Raw genomic sequence first — 22865 nt, 5'->3', positions numbered from 1 at the left:
CTTCCTTCGGACTGCCTTCCAGCAGGCCCTCCGGGCTTCGTTCTTTCGTGTTTCCAGCTTATCAGATGTTTTCCGCGCCGTTTCCGGGCTTCCTCATCCAATTCGCCGGTGTCTTCTGCGGCTTGACGCCCCGTCCGACGTTTCAAACTCTAGCCGATCCCCGCTCCGAAAAGCGAATCGACCGCAACCCATTAAAACGAGCACGCCGAATAAGAACCGAGCCACGACGCGGAAATGCGAACGCGACCCAGCCCGAACTGGGAAGTTGTGTTTCAGAGGATTGGCCGCCCCGGAACCGTCCACGCCGATGCGTGTCCGGTGCTCCTGTCGAGCGACTAGGAAACACTACCCCTGTCCGGTGCCGGAGGCAACCCGGTCGAGCTCGCCGGTCCCGGGGACGGTCCGGGTGCAGAGCGCCCGGCCGGGCTTCACGTACTCGCCGTTGGGGTGGTCGTTGCCGGTGACCCAGTGGCGGGCGGTTGCCTCGTCGCGCCCGCCGTCGCGGTGGCGGCCGAGCAGGCGTTCCTCGCGGACCTGGTCGTCGGTGTGGACGTACCAGAGTTCGCGCAGCAGCCGGCGGGCGTCGGGCCAGGGCGTGTCGCTGGAGGCGAGGTAGTTGCCCTCGGTGATGACAAGGCGGGTGTGCGGGCGGACCACGTGGCGGGCGGCGACCGGTTCGTCCAGGGTGCGGTCGAAGTCCGGTGCGTAGATGTCCTGGAATCGGTCGGCGGCGATGCGGCGCAGCAGGGCGACGTAGCCGTGGGCGTCGAAGGTGGCCGGGGCGCCCTTGCAGTGGGCCAGGCCGAGGCGGTCGAGCTGGGCGCCGGAGAGGTGGAAGCCGTCGAGCGGGACGTAGGCGGCGGTGCCCGGCCCCTCGGCCCGCTCGACCTCGGCCACCAGGTGGCGGGCCAGGGTGGACTTGCCGGCGCCGGGCGGGCCGGCGAGTCCCAGGATCGTGCGGGCGTTGCTGCCCGGGCCCCGGAGGAAACCGAGGGCGAGCGAGGTGAGGGCGGGTGAGGTGAGGCGGTCCTCGTTCATGGCCGCACCCTACTCACCCGGGGTCCGCGGAACCGGGCCTTCAGTCGCCCCCCCCTGATCAGCCCCCTGCCCCCTGCCGCTGCTGCCCCTGCTGCCACCGCGGCCACTACCGCCGCTCGGCCAGCGCGGGCAGGTCCAGGGTGAGCGTGCCGGCGTCGGCGTCGAGGACGGCGGGGACGCCCAGCGGAACGGTGAGGGTGGACGGGGAGTGTCCGAAGCCCAGCTCCCAGAGCACCGGTATGCCGAGCCCTCCGAGCCGGTCGAGCATCACCTCGCGGACCCGCTCGGGACGTCCGCAGCCCTCCCAGGAGCCGAGGGCGATGCCGGCCACCCCGTCGAGGGCGCCGGAGCGCCGGAACTGGGTGAGGATCCGGTCGAGCTGGTACGGGTGCTCGTTCACGTCCTCCAGCACGAGGATGCTGCCCGCGTACGAGGACCGGGCGGCGGGGGTGCCGCGCTCCGCGACGAGGACGTGGGTGCACCCGCCGGCGGTGACGCCGTGGGCCCGGCCGGGGACGAGCGGGGTGGCGGTGGCGGAGGTGAGGACGGTGGTGGCGGCGGGGTCGAACAGGGTGCGGCGCAGGTGCTCGGCGGTGGGGGCGTCGGAGATGAAGGAGGAGGCGGCGGCCATCGGCCCGTACAGGGTGGCGAGGCCGAGTCGCTGGGCGAAGGCCTCTTGCAGGGAGCTCACGTCGCTGAAGCCGATGAAGGGCTTGGGTGCGGCGGCGCGCATCGCCGTCCAGTCGAGCAGGTCGACCATGCGGTGCACGCCGTAGCCGCCGCGGGCGCAGATGACGGCGTCCACGGTGGGGTCGAGCCAGGCGGTCTGGAGGTCGGCGGCGCGGTCGGCGTCGGTGCCGGCGAGGTAGCCGAGGACGGGGTGGGTGTCGAGGACGTGCGGGGCGACGGTGACGCGCAGCCCCCAGGAGCGGAGGATCGCGCAGCCGGCGGTGAGGCGTTCGGGGTCGATCGGGCCGCTGGGGGCGACGACGACGATGTGGTCGCCGGGGCGCAGGTGCGGCGGACGGGTCAGCCCCTGGCCGGGTGTGGTCGGGTGCTGGTCCATGGGCCGGGCCGCCTTTCGGGCGCGGGAGCGGGGTACGGCGGCCGCGCTGTGGCGCGGCCGCCCGGTGACGATATGCCCCCGCCCGGCCCGGCGGATGTCTGCGGGGTCCTATGGGCCTCGGTGTGAGGTCGGTGAGGTCGGTGAGGACGCTTCAGATCACGGCGCCCATCACCTCCCGGACTTCGGCGAGGGTGGCGTCGGCAACGGCGTTGGCGCGTTCGGCGCCGTCGCGCAGCACCTGCCGCAGGTGGCCGCGGTCGGCGGCGAGTGCGGCGCGGCGGGCGCGCAGCGGGCGGAGGTGCTCGTTGACGGACTCGGTGACGACGCGCTTGAGGACGGCGGCTCCGCCGTCGCCGATCTCCCCGGCCACGGCCTCGGGGGCGCGGTCCTGGCAGAGCGCGGCGAGCAGGACGAGGCTGGACACCTCGGGGCGGCCGGCCGGGTCGTAGCCGATGCGACGGTCGGCGTCCGTCCTGGCGCCGCGGATGATCCGGGCGGTCTCGTCGGCGGTGGCGCCGAGGGCGACGGCGTTGCCGCGGCTCTTGCTCATCTTCCCGCCGTCGGTGCCGAGCAGCATCGGGGCATCGGAGAGCAGGGCCTGCGGGCGGGGGAAGACGCCGCTGCCGTCGGTGTGCGGGTAGCGCTCGTTGAAGCGGCGGGCGACGGTGCGGGCGACTTCGAGGTGGGGCAGCTGGTCCTGGCCGACCGGGACGAGGTCGGCCTTGCAGAAGAGGATGTCGGCGGCCTGGTGGACGGGGTAGGTGAACATCAGCCCGCTGACGGCGGACTGGCTGGAGTGGGCGATCTCGTCCTTGACGGTGGGGTTGCGGTTGAGTTCGGCGACGCTGACCAGGCTGAGGAAGGGCAGCAGCAGCTGGTTGAGGGCGGGTACGGCGCTGTGCGCGAAGATCGTGGCCCGCTCGGGGTCCAGGCCGGCCGCGAGGTAGTCCAGGACGAGGTTCTCGGTGTGCTCGGCGAGCCGGTCGGCGAGGTCGCGGTCGGTGATGACCTGGTAGTCGGCGACCACGACGAACATCTCGACGCCCTGGTCCTGCAGTCGGACGCGGTTGCGCAGGGTGCCGAAGTAGTGGCCGAGGTGGAGCGGGCCGGTCGGGCGGTCCCCGGTGAGGACGCGGTGGGAGGTCGGGTCGTCGACGGTGGCGGTCGCGGTGGCAGCAGCGGCGGTGGCGGAGGCAACGGCGGTGGCGGTGTTCACGGGTACTCCTCGGTTCGGTACGGCGGCGGTGGCGGTGGTGGTCGCGGCCGTCCGGGGCGAGGGGCCCGTCCCGCTGGAGAGCGGGGAAACGCGACAGGGCCGTCCATCCCGGACGGCCCTGGTCAGGCGAGTGCTGGTGGCCGTCCTAGGACGGCCACCAGTTCAGGCCCACGAAGCGCTTCATGCGATCAAGCGTAGCGTCAGTCCTCCACCACCAGCGCGGGAGTTTCCCGGCGAAGCGTCTCGCCGCGGAAGAACTCCGGCCGCACCAGGCCGTAGCAGGTCATCAGCGCGGCGCCGAGCAGCAGGATGCCGACGCCGATGACGAACACCGAGCCGATGCCGAGGACGGCGCCGCTGCCGTAGTCCGGGGACCAGGCGTCGGTGAGGGTCTGCAGGAAGACCGCGCTCAGCAGCACGCCTCCGAGCAGCGGGGCGACGCCCTTGAGCAGCAGGTCGCGCGGACCGGTGCGCAGCGAGCGGCGGAAGTACCAGACGCAGGCGAACGCGGTCAGCGCGTAGTAGAAGCAGATCATCAGACCGAGCGCCAGGATGGTGTCCTGGACGACGTCCTCGCTGATCAGGCTCATGCCGACGTAGAAGACCGCGGTGGCGACGCCGGCCGCGACGGTCGCGTAGCCGGGCGTGCGGAAGCGCGGGTGGACGGTGCCGAAGCGCGGCGGCACGGCCCGGTAGGCGCTCATCGCGAGCAGGGTGCGGGCCACCGGGATGAAGGTGGTCTGCAGGCTGGCGGCGGCGCTGGCGACGACGGCCAGGAAGAGCAGGACGCTCCACGGCGAGCCGAGCACCGGGCGGGCGAGCGCGGCGAAGACGTTGTCGGCGGTCTCCGGGTTGCCGAGGCCGGTGCCGGCGGTGCCGACGCCCGCGAACATCTGGGCGGCGACCGCGACCAGCAGGTACGAGCCGACCAGGGTGACCATGGTGAGCATCGCGGCGCGGCCGGGGGTCCTGGCGCCGCCGACGGTCTCCTCGTTCATGGTCAGGCAGGTGTCCCAGCCCCAGTACATGAAGATCGACAGCGACAGTCCGGCGGTGAACGCGCTGAAGGAGCTGACCTGGAGCGGGTCCAGCCAGGAGAAGGAGAAGCCGATCGAGTCGGGCAGCTCGCCGGTGGCGGCCTTGCCGACCGCGATCGCCGCGAAGAGCAGCAGCACGGCCAGCTGGAGCCCGACCAGGCCGTACTGGAACCACTTGGTGGCGGTCATCCCCCGGTAGCTCATCGCGGTGGCGCCGGCGATCAGCAGGACCACGGTGAGCAGATGGACGGCCTGGTTCCCGTCGAGGTCGGCGATCCGGTCGCTGCCGGTCATCTCACCGAGCATCAGGTAGAGGAAGTCGGTCGCGACCCCGGCCAGGTTGGAGAGCACGATGATGGTCGCGACGGTCAGTCCCCAGCCGGCCATCCAGCCGATCCGGGGGCCGAAGGCCTTGGCCGTCCAGGTGAAGGACGTTCCGCAGTCCGGGAAGTCCTTGTTCAGCTCCTTGTACGCGAACGCGACGAGCAGCATCGGCAGGAAGCCCACCAGGAACACCGCGGGCATCTGGACGCCGACCGCGGTGACGGTCGGGCCGAGCGTCGCGGTCAGGCAGTAGACCGGGGCGACCGTCGAGACGCCCAGCACCACGCTGCCCAGCAGGCCCACGGAACCGCCCCGTAGACCCTTGTCCCCCGCTCCCCCGGCCGTCCCCGGCTCGGGGACTCCACCACTGGTGCCACTGACCGGGGCACCCTGCGGAGCGTCGGGCGCCGTTGCCCGGCCGCTGCTCGTGTGCTCTGAGAGCTGCTGATCAAACACCAGCGCACTCTAAGTGCGGACACGGAAGGTTGAATAGACCAACTCATGGTGATTTTATGCACTTCGATGACCTTTGCCTCCCTCTGCCCGCCCCTGGCGGGAGTGTCCGGCGCCGGTCCCGGCCCCGGCCCGGCTCCGGCCCCCGGCGGAGCGTCCGGTCCGTATCGAGATAGGTTTGCCTCACCTAAGTTCGATCGGTCCCGACCCGTGAAGGAGCGTCGCGTGGCCCCCACCTCCGACGACCTGGCCCTCGTCCCCCGCACCCCCAGCCGCCGCAGGTTCCTCACCGCCGGGATCGCCGGCGGGGCGGTCCTCGGCCTCGGCGGGCTGCTCACCGCCTGCGGCAGCTCCGGCGGATCGGGCGGCTCCGGCGGATCGGCCCCCGGTGGCGGCGGAGCCACGCCTGACCAGAAGTCGGTCAAGCAGGGCGGCGACGACTACGCCACCGTGATCGAGAAGATGAAGGGCTTCGGCACCGACGCCGCCCCCGGCGTCTACCCGCGCACCGTCCGGCACGCCATGGGCGAGACCGTCATCCCGGCCAAGCCCGTCCGGGTCGTGGTGCTGGACACCGGCGAACTCGACAACGTCGTCTCGCTCGGCCTCCAGCCGGTCGGCGTCGTCCACACCGACGGCTCCAAGACCATGCCGTCCTACCTCAAGGACAAGGCCGGCAGCCCGGCCGCCGTCGGCACCATCAACAGCCTCAACCTGGAGGCCATCGCCGCGCTCAAGCCGGACCTGATCCTCGGCAGCCAGCTGCGCGCCCAGGACCAGTACGCGCAGCTGTCCAAGATCGCGCCGACCGTCTTCTCGCTGCGCCCCGGCTACCCCTGGAAGCAGAACTTCCTGCTCAACGCCAGCGCGTTCGGTCTGCAGGCCGAGGCCCAGGCGCAGCTCGACGCGTACCGGGCAGCGGCCACCGCGATCGGCGCCGGGCTCGGCGACAAGCGGCCCACCATCACACCGCTGCGCTTCATGCCGGGCCGCACCCGGCTCTACGCCGAGCTCTCCTTCATCGGCACCATCCTCACCGACGTGCCGCTGCCGCAGCCCAAGATCGAGCAGGTCAAGGAACTCGCGGTGGAGGTCAGCCCGGAGCAGATCGACAAGGCCGACGCCGACTGGGTCTTCTACGGCGTGTACGGCAGCCCCAGCTCGACCAACCAGGACGCGGTGCTGGGCGGCGCGCTCTGGAAGACCCTCGGGGCGGTCAAGTCCGGTCAGGCCCGGCCGGTTTCGGACGAGACCTGGTTCCTCGGGCTCGGCGTCATGGCGGCGAACGCGGTGCTCGCCGACCTCAAGGGCTTCGTGGCGCCCGGCAGTTGAGCCGGAGCCATCGGTCGGGGCGGGCGGGGGCCGGCGCGGCCGGGACGGTGATCGGCCGGTGATCGGCCGGTGGTCCCGCGGGGCCCCAGGGGGCGGCCTCGCGGGCGCCGCGCGGTGGTCCTGCGGTCTTCCCCCGGTGGTCGCCCGCACGGCATCGGGTTCGACGCTTGGAGCTGGTCGCGCGGTGCGGGAGGATCGTCGGGACCATCCCCCGAAGGGCCGCCGATGACCTCGCTCCATCCCACCGCAACCGACCCGTCCCTGCCCGACCCGCCCGGCCCGCACGGCGCACCCGGGCAGCCCGCCGCGGCCGTCCCGATGTGCTCGATCGCGACGGCCGCCGAGGCCGTCACCACCACGTCCGGTACCGCCGACGGGGTGATCCGCCACGACTCGGTGCCGCAGCCGCGCAGCCGGGACGACGCGCGGGCGTACACCCTCCCCGCGGCGGCTCCGGCCCCGGCTCCCGTCACGGCCCCCGGCGGGGGGCCCGGCGCGGAGCCCGTCCCCGCGGACGGCGGTCCGGCCGCGGCGAGCCTGCGGGCGGCGTTCGCCGAGCGGCTGCGGGCCGCACGTGCGCAGGGCCGTTCGATCACCGAGCTGGCCGAGGCGTGCCGGCGACCGGTCGACGAAGTGCGGGCGCTGCTCGGCGAAAGCGAAGACGTAGGCGTAGGCGTGGGCGTGGGCGAAGCGGGCGTGGGCGTGGGCGTGGCCACGCCGCCTGCCGACGCCGGTGAACGCTTCGGTGAACACGGCGAAGCGCACGGCGACGAGCAGGGCGACGGGACCGCGGTCGGTGCCGGGTCCGAGGCCGGGTTCGTCCGGTTCCCGTCGGCGTCCGCGCCGGCGCGGCGTGCGGCGCGCGAAGAGCCGCGGATCCTCGGGTCCCGGCGGCCGTCGCCCTCGCGCCGACTGCGCCGGATGCACCCCCAGTCCGCTCCGAGCGGGCAGGAGGCGACCGCACGGGAGACGGCCGCGCCCGGCCCGGCCGGGGTCGGCTTCCCTGGTGCCGCCGAGTGGACGGGTGAACCCGCCGGTCCGACGGGAACGGTGACGGACCGGGTGCCGGACGCCCCGGCCGCGTTCGACGGGGCGTCTCCCGGCGAAGCTCCGCTCGGCATCCTGATCGGTGGCAGCCCCGGCCAGTCCGAGGCCCTCGGCCGACCGGAGGAGCGAGCACCCGTCCGGGTGGCGGCCGAGGTGATCCGGGCCGGACGCGGCACCAGTCTGGTGGTGCTGCCCTCCTGGCGCCCCGCCATCGCCGTCTCGGTGCCGACCGACCAACTGCTGTCCGCGACCGGGCTCGGCTCCGGGCGACTCGTCGGCGCCCGGCTGACGGTGCTGATGAACCCCGGCGCGCTGCACGACCGGGAGCTGGAGCTGAACGGCTGGGAGGCCGGTCCGGCCCCCCGGACCCGGCGCGGCGGGCGGCCCTAGCCGGTCCGCGCGGCGCCCCGCCGTCCGACGGCTTCCCCCCGGGGGCGGCCGCCGATCGGTCGTCGGAGCCCCGGCCGCCGGGGCTCCGCCCGTCGGAGCTTCGGCTGTGGGTGTTCGGTGGTCAGCCGGTCGCCGGGGTGTTCGGGATGTACCCGAGGTCGACGGGCACCGGGGGCTGCCGGTCGGCGGCCCAGCTCTCGCGTACGGCGTCCAGCAGGTCCGGCAGCCTGGGCGGCCAGAGCGCGTCGGCGTTCTCGTCGGCGAGGTCGGCCGGGGTCCACCAGCGCCAGTCGAGGATCCGGTCGACGGCGTGCACCGCGCTGACGTCGCCGACCGGGCCGCGGTGCGGTCCGTCGGTGAGGTAGATGTGCTCGTGCTGGCGGACCGGGGTGCCGTGCCAGGTGAAGTCGTGTTCCCAGGTGCAGAGCAGCGGGCCGGGTTCGAGGTCGCTCCAGCCGGTCTCCTCCCACAGCTCGCGCCGGGCGCCCTCCCACGGGGACTCGCCCGGCTCCAGCCCGCCGCCCGGCATGGTCCAGTGGACGCCCACCTCGTCGTTGTCCGAACGGAGCAGGAACACCGAGCCGTTCTCGTCCAGGACCACCGTGCGGGCGGCCTGCCGGGGCACCCGCCTGCCGGGCCGCAGCAGCTTGCGCATCGGGTTTCGCAGGGGATTTCGCATCGGATCACTCTCGCAGCGGCCGTTCGGGGCGTCGAGCCGATTCACCGTTCCGGGCCGGTGTCCTCGGGGTCGGCACCGGGTCTCGGGCCGTACCCTGACGGCCATGCCCGTACCCGCGATCTTGTTCCCCGCCGATCCGCTCAACCCGCGCCGACCCGATCCGCACTTCGCCTGGGAGGCCAGACTGCTGCGGGAGTCGGGCGGCGAACACCATCTGGTCGACCACGACGCGCTGCTCGCCGGGCAGGCCGAGGAGGCGGTCCGGCGGGTGCCGAGGGACAGCGGCCCGCTCTGGTACCGGGGTTGGATGCTCCCCTCGGCCCGGTACCGCGGCTTCGGCGCCGCGCTCACCGCCCGCGGCGGCAACCTGCTGACCAGCCCGCCCGGTTACGCGGCGGCCCACGAACTGCCCGGCTGGTACGGCGTGTTCGAGGGGGCGACCCCGGCCAGTGCGTGGATCCCCTCCGCCGGACCGGTGGCGCCCGGCCCGGCGGAGCTGGCCGCGGCCGCGGCCCGGCTGGGCGGGAGCGGCCCGGCGATCGTCAAGGACTACGTGAAGTCGCGCAAGCACGAGTGGCACGAGGCCTGCTACGTACCGGACTTGGCCGACCTCCCGGCCGTCGGCCGGGTGGTGGCGCGGTTCGTCGAACTGCAGGGCGAGTTCCTGGCCGGTGGCGTGGTGCTGCGGCGGTACGAGGAGTTCGAGCGCGCCGGTGGCGGCCCGGAGAGCGCCGACCGCGGCACCGGCGACAGGGGCTCCGGGCGCACGGGGGACGCTGCGAGCGCCCGGAGCACCGGGGACGCTGCGGGCGGCGGGCCGGGCGCGGGCGGGCGGGCCGTGGAGGCGCGGGTGTGGTGGCTGGACGGCCGGCCGGTCCTGGTCGGACCGCACCCGGACGCCCCGCACCAGAGCGTCGAACCCGACCTCACCGAGGTCCGGGCACTGGTCCGGACGCTCGGCTGCCGCTTCGTCACCACCGACCTCGCCAGCCGGGCCGACGGCTCCGGCTGGCGGGTGGTCGAGGTCGGGGACGGACAGGTGAGCGACCTGCCGCGCGGGATCGACCCCTCGGGGCTGCTCACCGCGCTGATCGCCGCCTGACAGCAGGCAGAGCAGCCGTCACCTCCGCCCGGCCGAAGGGTTTCCGAGGGCTCCCGGCCCGGCGGCCGATCCGGCTCCCGACCCGGCGGCCTACCCGGCGGTGACGGTCTCGGCCGCCGGGTGGCCGTCCGCGATGAACGCCTGCCAGAGCCGGGCGTACGTGCCGCCCCGGGCGAGCAGGTCGGCGTGGGTGCCGTCCTCGACCACCCGGCCGTGGTCCAGCACGATCACCCGGTCGGCGCGCTCCGCGGTGGTCAGGCGGTGGGCGATCACCAGGGTGGTGCGACCGCCGCTGAGCCGGTCCGCGGCATGGTTGACCGCCGCCTCGGTGGCCAGGTCGAGTGCCGCGGTGGCCTCGTCGAGCAACAGGATGTCCGGGTCGACCAGTTCGGCCCGGGCCAGCGCGATCAGCTGGCGCTGCCCCGCCGAGAGGTTGCGGCCGCGGCCGGCCACCTCGTGGTCGTAGCCGCCCGACAGCCGGACGATCATGTCGTGCGCGCCGACCGCCCGGGCCGCCGCCTCCACCTCGGCCGCCGAGGCGTCCGGCCTGCCGTAGGCGATCGCCTCACGGACCGTGCCCGCGAACAGGTAGGCCTCCTGCGGCACCACGCCCAGGCGGTGGCGGTACTGCGCCAGGTCGTAGCGGGTGAGGTCGACCCCGTCCACCCGGACGGTGCCCTCGGTCGCGTCGTAGAAGCGGGCGACCAGCTTCACCAGCGTCGACTTCCCGGCGCCGGTCTCCCCGACCAGGGCCACCGTCTGCCCGGCCGGGATGTGCAGGTCCACGCCGGACAGCACGTCCGGGGCGCCGTCCGCGCCGCCGTTGTAGGCGAAGCCGACCCCCTCGAAGGTGATCTCGCCGCGCAGCCCCTTGGACACCGGGACCGGTTCGGCCGCCTCCGCCGTGGTGGTCGGGGTGCGCAGCAGCTCGCGGATCCGGCCGAGGCCGACCGAGGCCTGCTGGTAGCCGTCGAAGACCTGGGACAGCTGGTTGACCGGGGCGAAGAACAGGTCGATGTAGAGCAGGTAGGCGACCAGCGCGCCGACCGTCAGCGTCTGGGACTCGACCCGGGAGGCACCCACGATCAGCACCAGCGCGGCGGCCACGCTGGAGAGGAACTGGACGAACGGGAAGTACAGCGAGATGTACAGCTGCGCGCGGACCCGGGCCTCGCGGTAGGCGATGCCGCGCGCCACGAAGCGGTCGGTGTTGGTGTCCAGGCGGCGGAAGGCCTGGACGATCCGCATGCCGGCCACGTTCTCCTGCAGGTCCGCGTTGACGGTGCTGATCAGGTCGCGGGAACGCTCGTACTGGTCCTTGGACTTCCGGCGGAACACCAGGGTCGCGATCACCAGCAGCGGCAGCACGGCGAAGACCACCAGGGCCAGGCCCGCGTCGATGATCAGCAGGGCCGCGAAGATCCCGGCGAAGGTCAGCAGGCTGACCACGGCGGTGACCATGCCGGTCTGCAGGAAGGACGTCAGCGAGTCCAGGTCGGTGGTCATCCGGGTCATGATCCGGCCGGTCAGCTCGCGCTCGTAGTAGTCCAGGCCCAGCCGGTTGAGGTGGGCGAAGATCTTGAGCCGGAGCGTGTAGAGGACGCGCTCGCCGGTACGGCCGCTGATCCGGTTCTCGGCGCCCTGCACCAGCCAGTCCAGCAGGACCACGACCAGCGCGGTGAGCGCGGCCACCGCGACACCGGACATCAGGCCCTTGCGGACGCCCTCGTCGATGCCGTGCCGGATCAGCACCGGCAGGACCAGGCCGGCCCCCGCGTCCAGGGCGACCAGCAGGAGCGCGATCAGCAGCGGGGTACGGAAGGGGCGCAGCAGGCGGCCCAGGGAGAAGTCGGGGTCACCGGCCTCGGCCTCGGCCCGGGGGACGTCCGGGCTGTCGGCGGCGGGCGGCAGCGCGGCGACCTTGGCCAGCAGGTCGGGGTCGGCAGCGCGGGCGGCCTTGGCCAGGGCGGGGGTGGGGAGCGCGGGGATGGGGAGTGCGGGGGTGGACGGCTGTTCGACGGGCGGGGGGCCGGCGTGGGTGCCGGCCTGGGTGACCGTCGGGGCGTCGGCCTGGGCTTCCGTCGACGTGCCGGTCGGCCCTTCGGCCGGTGTGCCGGCGGCGGGGTGCTGGGTGGCGCGGCCCGCCTCGGGGTCGGTGATCAAGGCCCGGTACTGGGGACATCGGGCTTCGAGTTCCTCGTGCGTGCCGATGTCCAGCAGCCGGCCGCGTTCCAGGACGGCGATCCGGTCGGCGAGCTGGAGGGTCGAGCGGCGGTGGGCGATCAGCAGCGTGGTGCGGCCGGCCATCACCGAGCGCAGCGCGTCGTGGATCTCCGCCTCGACCTGCGGGTCCACCGCCGAGGTGGCGTCGTCCAGCAGCAGGATCCGGGGGTCGGTGAGGATCGCCCGGGCCAGCGCGATGCGCTGGCGCTGGCCGCCGGAGAGGGTCAGACCCTGCTCGCCGACCTTGGTCTCGTAGCCGTCCGGCAGCGCGCGGACGAACTCGTCGGCCTGGGCGGCGCGGGCGGCCGCGACGATCTGCTCGTCCGTGGCGTCCGGGCGGCCGTAGGCGATGTTGGTGCGGACCGACTCGGAGAAGAGGAAGCTCTCCTCGGGGACTATGCCGACCGTCGCGCGGACCGAGTCCAGGGTGAGGTCGCGCAGGTCGTGGCCGTAGAGGCGGACGGCACCCTCGGACGGGTCGTAGAAGCGCGACACCAGTTGGGCGACCGTCGACTTGCCGGAGCCGGAGGCGCCGACCAGGGCGAGGGTCTCGCCGGGGGCCAGCTCCAGGCTGAGGCCGTGCAGGACGGGGGCGGGGTGCTCGGGGTCGTACCGGAACTCGACCCGGTCGAACTCCAGGGCGACGTCGGAGGTCCGGGGGCCGACGGCCGTGCCGTGCGGGGTAGCGCCGTGCGGGGTCGTCCCGTGCGGGGTGGCGCCGTGCGAGGTCGTCCCGTGCGGGGTGGCGGCATCCTGGGTGAGGTCCAGGGTGAGCGCGTCCGGGCGCTCCTGGACCAGCGGGCGCTCGTCGATCAGCTGCAGGACGCGTTCCACGCCGGCCCGGGCCTGCTGGCCGACGGTGATGATCATGGTCAGCATCCGGACCGGGCCGGTCATCTGCGCGACGTAGGTCGAGAAGGCGACGAAGGTCCCGAGCGAGACCCGGCCGTCGACGGCCAGCCAGCCGCCGAAGGCCAGGACGGCGACCTGGGCGAGCGCGGGGATCGCCTGCATCGCCGGGTTGTAGCGGGCGTTGAGCCGGATCGAACGGAGCCGGGCCGCGAACAGGTTGTGGGAGGCCTGCTCCAGCTTGTCCAGCTCCTGCGCCTCCTGGCCGAAGCCCTTGACCACCCGGACGCCGCCGATCGCACCGTCCACCACGCCGGCGACGGCGGCCGCCTCCTGCTGGGCCGCCCAAGTCGCGGGGAACAGGCGCTTGCGGCTGAACGCGGAGACCCACCACAGCGCGGGCGCCATGACGAGGGCGACCAGGGTGAGCGGCGGGGACAGCCAGATCATCACGGCCAGCGACATGACGAACATCAGCAGGAAGCCGGTCATCATCGGCACCATCGAGAGCAGGCCGTTGACCAGCTGGAGGTCCGAGGTCGCGCGCCCGACCACCTGGCCGGTGTCGAGCCGGTCCTGGCGGTGGCCGTCGAGCCGGCCGAGCGAGCGGAACAGGTCGCTGCGCAGGTCGTGCTGGACGTCGAGGGCGAGCTGACCGCCGTAGTAGCGGCGGACCTGGGTGCAGCCGAAGACCACGACGGCGGCCAGCAGCAGCACCACCGCCCAGGGGGTCAGCGAGCGGGTGCGGGCGACGATGACGTCGTCGATGATCAGCTTGGTGACCAGCGGCACCAGCGCGGTGACGGCCATGCCGAGGAGCGAGGCACCGAAGGCGAGCAGCAGGCTGCGACGGGACCGCCAGCTGTACCCGACCAGACGGCGCAGCCAGCCGGCGGGCTCGGCGCGCCCGGTGCCGGTGTCCGCTCCGGTGGTGTCCGCTCGGGCGGTGTCCGTTCCGACGGCGTCCGCTCGCGCGGTGTCCGAACGGGCGGTGCGCTCGTCGACGAGGGCCTCCGGGGCAGGGCCCGGGGCCGGTGAGCCGCTCGGGGATGGCTCCACCGTGGATCCGTGAGTCTCAGGCATATTTAGGGATGCTAACCATTTCGTCGGGTGGCCGCCACGGCGTTTCCGCCCCGGTGGGGTCGGGCGGGCCGGAGCAGCCCGGATCGTCCGGTCCGGCGGACTGGGCAACAGCCGGCGGCCGACGGAGATTCCCGATCGAACGCCCGCACGGCCGACCTCGACGGCCGCCCGCCTCCAGGGTCGCCCCATCGCCCGGCGAACGCCCAGCGACCGGGGGTGGTCGGCCGCCCTCCTTTGGGCCTAGGCCTCCCGGCGGGGCGTTCGGGCGAGGGCTCGGCGGGAGAAGTCGCCGGGCGGAGGGGTCAGTCCTGTGCGGGGGCGTCGCCGCCCGAGGGCGACCCGTCGACGGCGGCCGAGCCCGTGGTGGCGGCGTTCGCGGCGGCGGCGAACGCGCCGTGGGCGAGGGTGTGCAGCAGGGCGGCCATGCCGTCCCGCTGGAGACCGGAGCGCTCACCCTGACCGGAGCGCTCACCCTGGCCGACGCGCTCGACGGAGCCGGGGTTCGGGCCGGAGCCCGAGCCCGGATTCGACCCCGGGTTCGAGCCGAGGCTGTGCGGGGTCGAGTTGATCAGGCCGAAGACGGCGTGCACGGTGGCCCGCGCCACCGGCTCGGCGGCGGGGTCGGCCAGCGGCGGGTAGGCCTGCCGGACCACGTCCACCCACAGCTCGACGTAGCCGCGCTGGAGCCGGCGGACGGTGCGGCGGTCCTCCTCCTTGAGGTTCAGCAGCTCGCGGTCGTGCAGGGTGATCAGGTCGCGGTCGTCCAGGGCGAAGTCGACGTGGCCGCCGATCAGCGCGTCCAGCGCGGCCGCCGGACCGTCGCCGCCGCCCGCCCGGCGGCGCCCCTCCTCCAGCAGGCGCTCGCTGATGCCGATCAGCAGGTCGGCGAGCATCGCGTCCTTGCCGGCGAAGTGGCGGTAGAGCCCGGGGCCGCTGATCCCGACGGCCTTGCCGATCTCGTCCACGCCCACGCCGAGGAAGCCCCGGGCGGCGAACAGTCGCGCGGCCTCCCGGCGGATCTGGTCGCGACGTGGGAGCGCGGAGGTTGCGGGGACGTTCGGCATGCCGTCCATCGTAGACAGTCGGGTTATCCGTCGTTAACCTGGGCGGCGTAAGTTAACGTTAATTAACGTCGGACTTCGAGGGCGCACGGCATCCGGCGCCCACCTGGTGCCGAGGGCAAGGGAGCTCTTGGGAATGGTCATCTCAACCGCCGGCACACCCACCGGCCTCCAGATCAGCGCAGCGAACGGCACCGCGACATCGCCGGTCCCCGTACCGCCCGGAGCCGCCGCCCCGGCACCCCGGCTCGGCACCTCGGTCGACCCGGGCTCCGCGGCCTACCGCGCGAACACCGAGGCGCACCAGGAGCTGGTCGCCGAACTGCGCGCGAAGCTCGACGCGGCCGCTCTGGGCGGCGGCGCCAAGGCCCGCGCCCGGCACACCGCGCGCGGCAAGCTCCTCCCGCGCGACCGGGTGGACACCCTGCTCGACCCCGCCTCCCCCTTCCTCGAACTGGCCCCGCTGGCCGCCGACGGGATGTACGACGGGGCGGCGCCCGCGGCCGGGGTGATCGCCGGCATCGGCCGGGTCGCCGGACGCGAGGTGGTGGTGGTCGCCAACGACGCCACCGTCAAGGGCGGCACCTACTACCCGATGACGGTGAAGAAGCACCTGCGCGCCCAGGAGGTCGCGCTGGAGAACCGGCTCCCCTGCCTCTACCTGGTGGACTCCGGCGGCGCCTTCCTCCCGATGCAGGACGAGGTCTTCCCGGACCGCGACCACTTCGGCCGGATCTTCTACAACCAGGCCAGGCTCTCCGCCGCGGGCATCCCGCAGATCGCCGCCGTGCTCGGCTCCTGCACGGCCGGCGGCGCGTACGTCCCGGCGATGAGCGACCAGGCCGTGATCGTCCGCAACCAGGGCACGATCTTCCTGGGCGGCCCGCCGCTGGTGAAGGCCGCCACCGGCGAGGTGGTCACCGCCGAGGAGCTGGGCGGCGGCGAGCTGCACTCCCGCACCTCGGGCGTGACGGACCACCTGGCCGAGGACGACGCCCACGCCCTCTCGATCGTCCGCACGATCGTCGCCGGGCTCGGCCCGCGCACGGCCCGGCCCTGGCCGCTCACCCCGGTCGAGCCGCCGGCCGTCGACCCGGCGGGCCTGTACGGCGCCGTCCCGGTCGACCCGCGCACGCCCTACGACGTCCGCGAGGTGATCGCCCGGCTGGTGGACGGCAGCCGCTTCGCCGAGTTCAAGGCCGAGTACGGCGCGACCCTGGTCACCGGCTTCGCCCGGATCCACGGCCACCCCGTCGGCATCGTCGCCAACAACGGCGTGCTGTTCTCCGAGTCGGCCGTCAAGGGCGCCCACTTCATCGAGTTGTGCGACCAGCGCGGCATCCCCCTCCTCTTCCTGCAGAACATCACCGGCTTCATGGTCGGTCGGCAGTACGAGGCGGGCGGCATCGCCAAGCACGGCGCCAAGATGGTCAACGCCGTCGCCTGCACCCGCGTCCCGAAGCTGACCGTGGTGATCGGCGGCTCGTACGGAGCCGGCAACTACTCGATGTGCGGCCGGGCCTACTCACCCCGCTTCCTGTGGATGTGGCCGGGTTCCAAGATCTCCGTGATGGGCGGCGAGCAGGCGGCCTCCGTGCTGGCCACCGTCCGCCGCGACCAGCTGGAGGCGCACGGCGAGCAGTGGCCGGCCGAGGCGGAGGAGGAGTTCAAGCGCCCGGTCCGCGAGCAGTACGAGCGGCAGGGCAGCGCCTACTACGCCTCCGCCCGGCTCTGGGACGACGGTGTGATCGACCCGATGGACACCCGCACCGTCGTGGGCCTGGCGCTCACCGCCTGCGCCAACGCCCCGCTGGCGCCGCCCGCCCCGTACGGCGTCTTCCGCATGTGACCGCCGGGCCGCCCCCGCGGTCGGTACCCCTTCGTCGTGACCCCTTCCTTCCGGGTGCGACGTCCGCGGCGCCGGTCCGGCTCCGGGCCGGCGCCCGACTTCCCACCGACACCTCCTTCGTACGGCTCCCCTCGACCCGGAGGAACGCCTCCCATGTTCGACACAGTTCTGGTCGCCAACCGCGGTGAGATCGCCCTCCGGGTGATCCGCACCCTGCGGCGGCTCGGCGTCCGCTCGGTCGCCGTGTTCAGCGACGCGGACGCCGACGCCCCGCACGTCCGCGAGGCGGACGTCGCGGTCCGGCTCGGCCCGGCCGACCGCAGCGACAGCTCGGCCGCCGAGACCTACCTGCGGACCGACCAGATCCTCGCCGCCGCCCGCCGCACCGGCGCCCAGGCCGTCCACCCCGGCTACGGCTTCCTCGCGGAGAACCCCGGCTTCGCCCGCGCCTGCGCCGACGCCGGCCTCGTCTTCATCGGACCGCCGCCCGGCGCGGTCGAGCTGATGGGCGACAAGATCAACGCCAAGGAGGCCGTCCGGGCCGCCGGCGTCCCGGTGGTCCCCGGCAGCCAGGCCACCGCGCCCACCGACGAGGAACTCGTCGCCGCCGCCGAGGAGATCGGCTACCCGGTGCTGCTCAAGCCGTCCGCCGGCGGCGGCGGCAAGGGCATGCGCCTCGTCCGGGACCCGGCCGAGCTGCCCACCGAGATCGCCGCCGCCCGACGCGTCGCCCGTACGGCCTTCGGTGACGACACCCTGCTGCTGGAGCGCTGGGTCGACCGGCCGCGCCACATCGAGGTGCAGGTGCTGGCCGACGCCCACGGCACCACCGTCCACCTCGGCGAGCGCGAGTGCAGCCTGCAGCGCCGCCACCAGAAGCTGATCGAAGAGGCTCCCTCCGTTCTCCTCAATGCCGAGACCCGCGCCGCGATGGGCGCCGCGGCCGTCCGCGCCGCGGAGTCCTGCGGCTACACCGGCGCCGGCACCGTGGAGTTCATCGTCCCCGGCATCGACCCGGACGCCCCCTCCGCCTCCGCCGCCGAGGGGGTACGGGACTTCTTCTTCATGGAGATGAACACCCGTCTCCAGGTGGAACACCCCGTCACCGAGCTCGCCGTCGCCGTCGGGCCCGACGCGACCCGGCTCGACCTGGTCGAGTGGCAGCTGCGCGTCGCCGCCGGCGAACCGCTCACCTTCACCCAGTCCGACATCTCCTTCCTGGGCCACGCCATCGAGGCCCGCATCTGCGCCGAGGACCCGGAACGGGACTTCCTGCCCACCGGCGGCCGCATCCTCACCCTGGACGAGCCCCGGGGCGAGGGCATCCGCGTCGACTCCGGGGTCGCCCCCGGAACCGTCATCACCAGCGCCTACGACCCGATGCTCGCCAAGGTCATCGCGTACGGTCCCGACCGACCGACCGCGCTGCGCCGGCTCCGCGCCGCGCTGGCCGACACCCGCATCCTGGGCGTCACCACCAACACCGGCTTCCTGCGCCGGCTCCTCGCACACCCCGAGGTCGTCGCCGGCCGACTGGACACCGGCCTGGTGGAGCAGACCGCCCAGCAGCAGCCGGCCCTGCTCACCGCGCCGTACTCCCCCGTCAACGCGACCGACCCGGCCGGGACCACGACGCCCGCCCACCCCGGGACCGGGGCCGACGCCGCGGCGACCGGATCACCGTCGCCCGCTCACCTCCTCTACTACGCGGCCGCGCTGGCACGGCACCTGGCACTCACCCCGGCCGCCACCCCCGACGGCTGGACCGACCCGTTCTCCCTTCCCTCCGGCTGGCGCCTGGGCGGCACCCCCGCCTGGACCACCCACCGACTCCGTACCCCCGGCCAGGACCCGGTGTCGGTGCGCATCCGTTCGATCACTGCGGGCAACGTAACCGATGCCACTGACAATCCCGCCGTGCCCACCCGTGAGGTGGAGCTCCGGCTCGGCGACGGACCGTCGCACCGCGCCCGCGCGACCCTGGCGGGCGACCGGCTGCACCTGACCGTCGACGGCCTGCAGACCACGTTCTCGCTGGCCACCGACGCCACCCCCGGCCTCGCCGCCGGGCCGGTGACCTGGCTCGGCATCGAGGGCGACGCCTGGCCGCTGCACGCCCACGACCCGGTCGGCGAGGCCGCCGCCGGGGCCGGCGCGCACCACGGCGCCCTCACCGCGCCGATGCCCGGCACCGTCACCGTCGTCAAGACCACGGCGGGCGAGACCGTCCGCAAGGGCCAGCCCCTGCTCGTGCTGGAGGCCATGAAGATGGAGCACGTGATCGCCGCGCCGCACGACGGCGTGGTGGCCGAACTACGGGCCACCGCCGGTGCCACCGTCGCGATGGAGGACCTGCTGGTCGTGGTCACCCCGGCCGAGGAGGCCACGACCGGAACGGTCACTGCCCCCGCCGAGCCCGCGGAGGTGCGGTCGTGACCACCCCCGCCCACGAGCCCGACGCCCTCGACCTGGGCCTGCCCGACCCGGTCCGCGCCCCCGGCCTGCCCGAGGAGGTCCGGATCCACGAGGTCGGACCGCGCGACGGCCTGCAGAACGAGGGCTCCCTGGTCCCGGTCGAGGTCAAGGCCGAGTTCATCGCCCGGCTCGCGGCGGCCGGCCTGCGCACCGTCGAGGCCACCAGCTTCGTCCACCCGAAGTGGGTGCCGCAGCTGGCCGACGCCGAGGAGCTGATGCCCAGGCTCGCCGGCCTGCCGGAGCGCCACCCCGGCCTGCGGCTGCCGGTCCTGGTGCCCAACGAGCGCGGCCTGGACCGCGCGCTCGCCCACCGGGCCGGCGACGTCGCGGTGTTCGCCAGTGCCACCGAGACCTTCGCCCGCCGCAACCTCAACCGCTCCGCGGACGAGGCCATGGCGATGTTCCGCCCGGTCGTGACCCGGGCGGCCGAGGCCGGGATCGCGGTCCGCGGCTACCTGTCGATGTGCTTCGGCGACCCGTGGGAGGGCCCCGTCCCGGTCCCCCAGGTGGTCCGGTACGGCGTGCAGCTGCTGGAGATGGGCTGCTCGGAGCTGAGCCTCGGCGACACCATCGGCGTCGCCACCCCGGGCCAGGTCGGCGCCCTGCTGGCCGGCTTCGCCCGGGCCGGGGTGGCCGCCGACCGGCTCGCCGTGCACTTCCACGACACCTACGGCCAGGCGCTCAGCAACACCCTGGCGGCGCTGCGCGAGGGCGTCACCACCGTGGACGCCTCGGCGGGCGGCCTGGGCGGCTGCCCGTACGCGAAGAGCGCCACCGGGAACCTGGCCACCGAGGACCTGGTCTGGATGCTGCACGGCCTCGGCATCCGCACCGGCGTCGACCTGCGCGCCCTGGTCGCCACCAGCGGCTGGATGGCCGAGCGCCTCGGCCGCCCGAGCCCCTCCCGCACCGTCCAGGCGCTGCTCGGCGCCGCCCGGGGCTGACCCGGCCCCGCCACCCGCTCCGGCGCCGGCCGCGCCCCCTTCGGTTCGGCCGGCGCCACGCACCACGTCCGTCCCGGACCGCCCATCCCTCAACCGCACCGCGCGACCGTCGGACCGCACGACGGCGCCGGTCGTCCCGCCCACGCCCGCGGCCACCCGGCCGGGCACCAGGAGGATCACCATGCTCGACCACCGACTCAGCAGCGAGTACGAGGAACTGCGGCGCACCGTCGCCGAGTTCGCCCAGGACGTGGTGGCGCCGAAGATCGGCGAGCTCTACGAGCGGGAGGAGTTCCCCTACGAGATCGTCCGCGAGATGGGGCGGATGGGCCTCTTCGGCCTGCCCTTCCCGGAGGAGTACGGCGGCATGGGCGGCGACTACTTCGCCCTCGGCCTCGTCCTGGAGGAGCTCGCCCGCGTCGACTCCTCCGTCGCGATCACGCTGGAGGCCGCCGTCTCGCTCGGCGCGATGCCGATCCACCGCTTCGGCACGGAGGAGCAGAAGCGCGAGTGGCTGCCCCGGCTGACCTCGGGCGAACTCCTCGGCGCCTTCGGCCTGACCGAGCCGGAGGGCGGCTCTGACGCCGGGGCCACCCGCACCACCGCGCGGTACGACGAGGCCACCGACGAGTGGGTCATCAACGGCACCAAGTGCTTCATCACCAACTCCGGCACCGACATCACCGGTCTGGTCACCGTCACCGCGCTCACCGAACCGATCGCTCGTTCGAGTGAAGAAGGCGAATTCCGCTCGCCCACGCGGGAGATCTCCTCCATCATCGTGCCCACCGGGACCCCGGGATTCCAGGTCTCGAAGAAGTACTCGAAGGTCGGGTGGAACGCATCCGACACCCGCGAACTGTCCTTTACCGACTGCCGCGTCCCCGCGGCCAACCTGCTGGGCGAGCGTGGCCGAGGCTACGCCCAGTTCCTGCGGATCCTCGACGAGGGCCGCATCGCGATCGCGGCCCTGGCCACCGGCCTGGCCCAGGGCTGCGTCGACGAGTCCGTGAAGTACGCCGGTGAGCGCCGGGCCTTCGGCCGGCCGATCGGCGCCAACCAGGCCGTCCAGTTCAAGCTCGCCGACATGGAGATGCGCGCCCACACCTCCCGTCTGGCCTGGCGGGACGCCGCCTCCCGGATGCTGCACGGTGAACCGTTCAAGAAGGAGGCCGCGATCGCGAAGCTGTACTCGTCCGAGGCCGCCGTCGACAACGCCCGCGAGGCGACCCAGATCCACGGCGGGTACGGCTTCATGAACGAATTCCCCGTCGCCCGTTTCTGGCGCGACAGCAAGATCCTGGAAATCGGCGAGGGCACCTCCGAGGTCCAGCGGATGCTCATCGCCCGGGAGCTCGGCATCACCTCGTGACCGCACGTCACCTCGTGACCGCACGTCACCTCGTGACCGCACGTCGGTGAACCACGCGGTCGTGGCGGCGACTTCGCAGCCGCCACGGTCGCGGAGGTCACGTCCTGAGCCGAGTCCCCCGGATCGACACGGTGCTCCGCAACCGGCGTCGAGGAGCGAGCCCACGGTGGAGGAGGCAACAGGAGGAGACGAACCGAACGGTCCCTCAGGGGATCACGATCACCGGGCGGTTGGCCCGCCGCGCCAGCCGGCCGGACACCGAGCCGAAGATCTTGCCGAGCAGGCCGTGCGTCGTGCCGACGACGATCGCGTCGGCGGCGTACTCGCGGCCGACCTCCTCGATCTCGTGGCAGATGTCGCCGCCGCGCTCGACCAGGATCCACGGCACCCCGGCGAGGAAGTCCGCGCAGGCGAGCTCCAGGCCGAGGACCTCGGTCCGGTGGTCGGGCAGGTCGACGAACACAGGCGGCTCACAGCCGGCCCAGACCGTCGCGGGCAGCCGGTTGGCGACGTGCACGATCACCAGGCCGCACTGCGACCGGCGCGCCATGCCGACCGCGTAGGCGAGGGCGCGCTCGCTCGACAGCGAGCCGTCGAAACCCACCACCACACCGTGCTGGAAGGTCGGGTCGAGGGACGGCGCGGGGTTGTCCTGTGCCGACGGCTCGGTACGGCCGCCGAAGGCGCTGGCTGCGCCCGAGGCCGCCTCCGGGCGCTCGGCGCCCGGGCCGAGGCGGCCCGTCACCGGAGGCCCCGCAGGGTCGGCCGGGGGCTCGCCACGCCGCTGGCGGGAGCCTGAACGGTCACGGCGGGCGAGGTTGCCGCGACGGGCGAGGCCGCGCAGAGCGCGCGCGAGGCCTTGGGGGCCGTCATGCCCGTCGTCCGGCTCCGCCCGCTCCGCGAGGTCACCCGGTCCACCCGGTCCGCCTGGTCCACCGGGTTCGTCCGGCTGGGCCGCAGCGGCGGCACTGGTCCGCTCACGGCCGATCGACTCGCTGCCGGTCCGCTCGCTGCCGGTCCGACCGGACGGGACGCGCCCTGGGGCCTCCGCAGGTGCGCCGGCCCACACGTCTGCGTGCCCGTCGTCGTTCCCACTGGCGTGCGCGCCCCCGAGGCCGCCCTCAGCACGGCCGAGAGCACCGTCGAGGCGCTCCGCGGCGTGGCCGTCGACCGGGCCGGGGTTCGTACGGGCGCCGTCTCCCCCGGTCGCTGCGCCCGCGCCGCGGGGCGTGTCCGGTTCAACCGGTCGGGGAGGCTCAAAACCAGCCATGGCTCACGGCTCTTCGATGGAGAGGGGCCGACAGGAGAGGACAACGCTGCCCGTG

At 73.9% G+C, this 22865-nt stretch carries 15 protein-coding genes; 7 read left to right on the top strand and 8 right to left on the bottom strand.

The features are described 5' to 3' along the window. Window positions 1–345 precede the first annotated feature (345 nt). From IE332_RS22755 to IE332_RS22740, 4 genes are all read right to left on the bottom strand, one after another. Window positions 346–1038 carry a nucleoside/nucleotide kinase family protein gene (locus IE332_RS22755; RefSeq protein WP_189919443.1) on the bottom strand — a complete coding sequence of 231 codons (693 nt, stop codon included), beginning with the start codon at window positions 1036–1038 and terminating at the stop codon, window positions 346–348. 106 nt (window positions 1039–1144) lie between these two features. Beyond that, window positions 1145–2104: a S66 peptidase family protein gene (locus IE332_RS22750; RefSeq protein ID WP_189919441.1), complete on the bottom strand. Its 960-nt coding sequence runs from the start codon at window positions 2102–2104 to the stop codon at window positions 1145–1147. Window positions 2105–2255: 151 nt separating this feature from the next. Beyond that, a complete protein-coding gene (trpS, locus tag IE332_RS22745) occupies window positions 2256–3320 on the bottom strand; it encodes a tryptophan--tRNA ligase (protein WP_189919439.1) in 1065 nt (354 codons plus the stop codon). A gap of 200 nt (window positions 3321–3520) precedes the next feature. Further along, window positions 3521–4984: an APC family permease gene (locus IE332_RS22740; RefSeq protein ID WP_373313799.1), complete on the bottom strand. Its 1464-nt coding sequence runs from the start codon at window positions 4982–4984 to the stop codon at window positions 3521–3523. Window positions 4985–5359: 375 nt separating this feature from the next. Here IE332_RS22740 and IE332_RS22735 point away from each other — a divergent pair, with 375 nt between their 5' ends. Together IE332_RS22735 and IE332_RS22730 are read left to right on the top strand one after the other, a co-directional pair. Further along, complete coding sequence (locus IE332_RS22735; RefSeq protein ID WP_229928821.1) at window positions 5360–6466, top strand: ABC transporter substrate-binding protein; 1107 nt, start codon at window positions 5360–5362, stop codon at window positions 6464–6466. A 225-nt stretch (window positions 6467–6691) separates the two neighbouring features. Continuing rightward, window positions 6692–7903 carry a hypothetical protein gene (locus tag IE332_RS22730; protein ID WP_189919433.1) on the top strand — a complete coding sequence of 404 codons (1212 nt, stop codon included), beginning with the start codon at window positions 6692–6694 and terminating at the stop codon, window positions 7901–7903. 121 nt (window positions 7904–8024) lie between these two features. Here IE332_RS22730 and IE332_RS22725 read toward each other — a convergent pair whose 3' ends face one another. Beyond that, the gene (locus IE332_RS22725; RefSeq protein WP_229928820.1) at window positions 8025–8582 is read right to left on the bottom strand and encodes an NUDIX hydrolase; all 558 of its coding nucleotides are present in this window, start codon (window positions 8580–8582) and stop codon (window positions 8025–8027) included. A 103-nt stretch (window positions 8583–8685) separates the two neighbouring features. Between IE332_RS22725 and IE332_RS22720 the strand changes: the two genes are divergently transcribed. Beyond that, window positions 8686–9684: an ATP-grasp domain-containing protein gene (locus tag IE332_RS22720; RefSeq protein ID WP_189919431.1), complete on the top strand. Its 999-nt coding sequence runs from the start codon at window positions 8686–8688 to the stop codon at window positions 9682–9684. A gap of 90 nt (window positions 9685–9774) precedes the next feature. Here the strand turns inward: IE332_RS22720 and IE332_RS22715 are convergent, their stop codons facing one another. Then, window positions 9775–13839 carry an ABC transporter ATP-binding protein gene (locus tag IE332_RS22715; protein WP_229928819.1) on the bottom strand — a complete coding sequence of 1355 codons (4065 nt, stop codon included), beginning with the start codon at window positions 13837–13839 and terminating at the stop codon, window positions 9775–9777. A gap of 302 nt (window positions 13840–14141) precedes the next feature. Beyond that, window positions 14142–14903: a TetR/AcrR family transcriptional regulator gene (locus IE332_RS22710; RefSeq protein ID WP_189919429.1), complete on the bottom strand. Its 762-nt coding sequence runs from the start codon at window positions 14901–14903 to the stop codon at window positions 14142–14144. Between the two features lie 133 nt (window positions 14904–15036). Here IE332_RS22710 and IE332_RS22705 point away from each other — a divergent pair, with 133 nt between their 5' ends. From IE332_RS22705 to IE332_RS22690, 4 genes are all read left to right on the top strand, one after another. Beyond that, entirely contained in the window at window positions 15037–16749 is a 1713-nt protein-coding gene (locus IE332_RS22705) for a carboxyl transferase domain-containing protein (protein WP_229928818.1), read from the top strand. 153 nt (window positions 16750–16902) lie between these two features. Next, window positions 16903–19185, top strand: a complete 2283-nt coding sequence (locus IE332_RS22700; RefSeq protein ID WP_189919427.1) for an acetyl/propionyl/methylcrotonyl-CoA carboxylase subunit alpha — start codon at window positions 16903–16905, stop codon at window positions 19183–19185. Continuing rightward, complete coding sequence (locus IE332_RS22695; protein WP_373313797.1) at window positions 19182–20168, top strand: hydroxymethylglutaryl-CoA lyase; 987 nt, start codon at window positions 19182–19184, stop codon at window positions 20166–20168. Before IE332_RS22700 ends, IE332_RS22695 begins: the two co-directional genes overlap by 4 nt. A gap of 181 nt (window positions 20169–20349) precedes the next feature. Further along, entirely contained in the window at window positions 20350–21540 is a 1191-nt protein-coding gene (locus IE332_RS22690; protein WP_189919424.1) for an acyl-CoA dehydrogenase family protein, read from the top strand. 205 nt (window positions 21541–21745) lie between these two features. Here the strand turns inward: IE332_RS22690 and IE332_RS22685 are convergent, their stop codons facing one another. Then, window positions 21746–22285 (bottom strand): universal stress protein, encoded by a 540-nt coding sequence (locus IE332_RS22685; protein WP_373313796.1) that lies wholly within the window; start codon window positions 22283–22285, stop codon window positions 21746–21748. Between the last annotated feature and the right edge of the window lie 580 nt (window positions 22286–22865).

The sequence above is a fragment of the Kitasatospora xanthocidica genome, assembly GCF_014656195.1.
Taxonomy (GTDB): domain Bacteria; phylum Actinomycetota; class Actinomycetes; order Streptomycetales; family Streptomycetaceae; genus Kitasatospora; species Kitasatospora xanthocidica.
Note: the sequence above shows the minus strand (reverse complement) of the source record. Positions and strands in the feature narration are given on the sequence as shown.

Coding starts and splice junctions, on each gene's coding strand:
- IE332_RS22755 (WP_189919443.1), bottom strand. CDS start 1,038: ATGAACGAGGACCGCCTCACCTCACCCGCCCTCACCTCGCTCGCCCTC.
- IE332_RS22750 (WP_189919441.1), bottom strand. CDS start 2,104: ATGGACCAGCACCCGACCACACCCGGCCAGGGGCTGACCCGTCCGCCG.
- IE332_RS22730 (WP_189919433.1), top strand. CDS start 6,692: ATGACCTCGCTCCATCCCACCGCAACCGACCCGTCCCTGCCCGACCCG.
- IE332_RS22725 (WP_229928820.1), bottom strand. CDS start 8,582: ATGCGAAATCCCCTGCGAAACCCGATGCGCAAGCTGCTGCGGCCCGGC.
- IE332_RS22720 (WP_189919431.1), top strand. CDS start 8,686: ATGCCCGTACCCGCGATCTTGTTCCCCGCCGATCCGCTCAACCCGCGC.
- IE332_RS22715 (WP_229928819.1), bottom strand. CDS start 13,839: ATGCCTGAGACTCACGGATCCACGGTGGAGCCATCCCCGAGCGGCTCA.
- IE332_RS22710 (WP_189919429.1), bottom strand. CDS start 14,903: ATGCCGAACGTCCCCGCAACCTCCGCGCTCCCACGTCGCGACCAGATC.
- IE332_RS22705 (WP_229928818.1), top strand. CDS start 15,037: ATGGTCATCTCAACCGCCGGCACACCCACCGGCCTCCAGATCAGCGCA.
- IE332_RS22700 (WP_189919427.1), top strand. CDS start 16,903: ATGTTCGACACAGTTCTGGTCGCCAACCGCGGTGAGATCGCCCTCCGG.
- IE332_RS22690 (WP_189919424.1), top strand. CDS start 20,350: ATGCTCGACCACCGACTCAGCAGCGAGTACGAGGAACTGCGGCGCACC.